This is a genomic window from Burkholderia sp. Ax-1720, from assembly GCF_011753035.1.
GTDB lineage: Bacteria > Pseudomonadota > Gammaproteobacteria > Burkholderiales > Burkholderiaceae > Burkholderia > Burkholderia gladioli.
Genome location: NZ_VWWK01000355.1, coordinates 1 through 2,547, shown reverse-complemented (window position 1 = coordinate 2,547; position 2,547 = coordinate 1). Strand labels below are relative to the sequence as shown.

3 protein-coding genes are annotated in these 2,547 nt (G+C 73.3%); all 3 read left to right on the top strand.

The features are described 5' to 3' along the window. Positions 1 to 257: 257 nt before the first annotated feature. Positions 258 to 749 carry a GspH/FimT family pseudopilin gene (locus F3J18_RS36585; protein WP_025102269.1) on the top strand — a complete coding sequence of 164 codons (492 nt, stop codon included), beginning with the start codon at positions 258 to 260 and terminating at the stop codon, positions 747 to 749. 43 nt (positions 750 to 792) lie between these two features. Further along, positions 793 to 2,316, top strand: coding sequence for a type II secretion system protein GspL (gene gspL / locus F3J18_RS36580; protein ID WP_166917020.1), 1,524 nt, complete (start codon positions 793 to 795; stop codon positions 2,314 to 2,316). Further along, positions 2,280 to 2,547: type II secretion system protein GspM (gene gspM, locus F3J18_RS36575; RefSeq protein WP_166917018.1), on the top strand; the 268-nt coding region annotated here is incomplete at its 3' end. The genes gspL and gspM, both read left to right, overlap by 37 nt.

Here is a 2,547-nt window from a genome sequence, read left to right as displayed (position 1 = left end):
GTCGAGCGGCGCGGCCTGGGCGGGCGCCGCGACGGCCGGCGGCTCGGGGCTGCGCAGCACCCTGGCGGACCACAGGCCGATCGCGGCGAACGCGGCGGCCGCGACCAGCGTCGCGAGGCTCGGCGCGAGCGAGGAAAGCGTCACGGGTTGTCGGGCAAGACGAAGCAATTCGGCGGCTTTCATGGCGAACGGTGCGCGGCGCCCGAAGGCGCCCGTGAGGTTGCGGTATCGACATTCTTTGACACGAGGGTGAATGCATGATGACGGCATCGACACGCGGCGGCCGGCGGCGGCAGCGCGGCTTCACGCTGATCGAGATGCTGGTGGTGCTGCTGATCGCGGGGCTGCTGGTGGCGGCCGTCACGCTGGCGCCTTCGCGCAACCGGCGCAGCGAGCTCGCCGAGGATGCGCAGCGCCTCGCCAGCCTGCTCGAATCGGCCGGCGACGAGGCGCAGGTGCGTGCCCTGCCGATCGCCTGGCAACCGGTGGGCGGCGGTTATCGCTTCATGCAGCGCACCGAGAACGGCACCTGGATCGTCATGGGCGACGAGTTGTTCAAGCCGCGCCGCTGGGGCGCCGAGGTGACCGGCGTGGCGATCCGCTACAGCGACGGCGGCAAGCCCGTCTCGCGCGTGGTGATCGGCGACGAGAGCATCGATGCGCCGATCACCATCACGCTGTCGTCCGACTCGGTGAGGCTGGAGGTGATCTCCACCGGGATCGGCAATTTCATGGTGCGGCGGCCATGACGCGCCGTTCGCTACACCTGTCCATGATCAACGGAAATCCGCGATGTCGAGCCTGATCGTCCTGTTGCCGCCGCTCGATGCGTTCGATGCCGCGAGCTGGCGCGGCGTGCCGATGCCCTACGCGCGTTTCGACCGCCAGGGGCGGCTCGAGCTGACCGGCATCGCCGAGGCCGAGGCCTGGCCCGCCGCCGGCCTCGCGGTGCTGGTGCTGGCCGCGCGCGACACGCTGCTGGTCGAGGCGGTCCTGCCGCCCGTCACGGGCATGAAGCTGCGGCGGATCCTGCCGAACGTGGTCGAGGAGTACCTGATCGACGATCCGCAACACTGCCACGTGGCCGTCGGGCCCGAGCCGGCCGCCGACGGTGCGCGGCAACTGGCCGTGGTGGATCGCGAGCGCTTCGGCGCACTGCTCGATGCGGTGGCGGCGGCCGGTTTTCGCCGCGTGCGCGCGGTACCGCTGATCCATTGCATGCCGTCGAGCGAGACGGCGGAGCCGCCGCGCGTGGCGCCCGGCGAGCAGGGGCCGGCGGGCGAGCACGAGGGCGAGCGTCGCGAACCGGGATTGTCCGATGCCGGCCCGGTGGCGATGGCTTCGGCCGCCGCGAGCACGACGGCCGAAGCCGCCTCGCCGACCCCCGGAGCCGCCGCCGGGCGCGAGGTGCCTGTCCTCGCGACAGCCGACGTGCTGATCGTGTCGCGTGCGCTGCACGCCGGCGACGATCGCGACAGCGGCGGCACGGGCTGGCTCGACGTCGCGGTGAAGCAGGGCGGCACGGGTTTCGGTTTCGAGACCCATGCCTCGGCGCTCGACGGCTCGATCGCGAGCCTGGCCAGCCGGCAGCCGGTGACGGTGCACGCGCTGGCGCTGACGCCGCTCGGTCCGCTGGCCGCGACGCATGAGGCGGGCGAGGCGCGCGGCGGCCACACGCATGCCGATATGCAGGCCGGCATGCCGGGCTTCGAGCACGTGGCCGGCAGCGCGTTCCCGCTCGCCGCGCGCAGCTTGCCCTGGGAGCGGCTGGCGCGCGGCGCGCTCGGCTGCCGCTTCGATCTGTGCCAGTTCGAATTCGCCGCGAGCGCGCGCGGCGGTGCTTCGGCGGCGCCCGGCTGGCGGCCGTGGCGCTTCGCGATCGGGTTCGCGGCGGCCGGGCTGGTGCTTGCCCTGGTGACGGTCAACTTCGATGCCTACCGGATGCGCGCGCGAGAAACCGCGTTGAGCACGCAGATGGGCGAGATACTGCGTGCCGCGCTGCCCGGCACGACGGCGGTGCTCGATCCGCCGGCGCAACTGCATGCCGGCGTCGAGCGCTTGCGCGCCCAGGCCGGCGAGCCGCGCGCGGACGATTTCACGGTGCTGGCCGCCGCCCTGGCGCGGGCGCTGGCGCCGGTGCCGGCCGATGCGATCGCGACGCTCGACTATCACGAGGGCACGCTGGCCATGAGCCTGCGTCCCGGCACGCAAGTCGATACCGGCGGCCTGCGCCGTCGCCTGCAGGCCCAGGGCCTGTCCGTCCAGGAGGACAACGCGAAATGGACCCTCGCTTCGACGCGGCAAGCGAAGCCGTAAGGACCTGGCTCGACGCCCGTACCCCGCGCGAGCGGGCCATGCTGTTCGTGGTCGGTTCGGTGGCCGCGGTCGCATTCGTCTACTCGGTGCTCTGGGAGCCGGCCGAGACCGGCCGTGCGCGCGTGGCCGCGCGCCTGCCGATGCTGCAGGCGCAACTGGCGGCGATGCGCGTCGAGGGCGAGACCGCGCGGCGGCTGCGGGCAGCCACCGCGGCGCACGCACCGGGCGGCG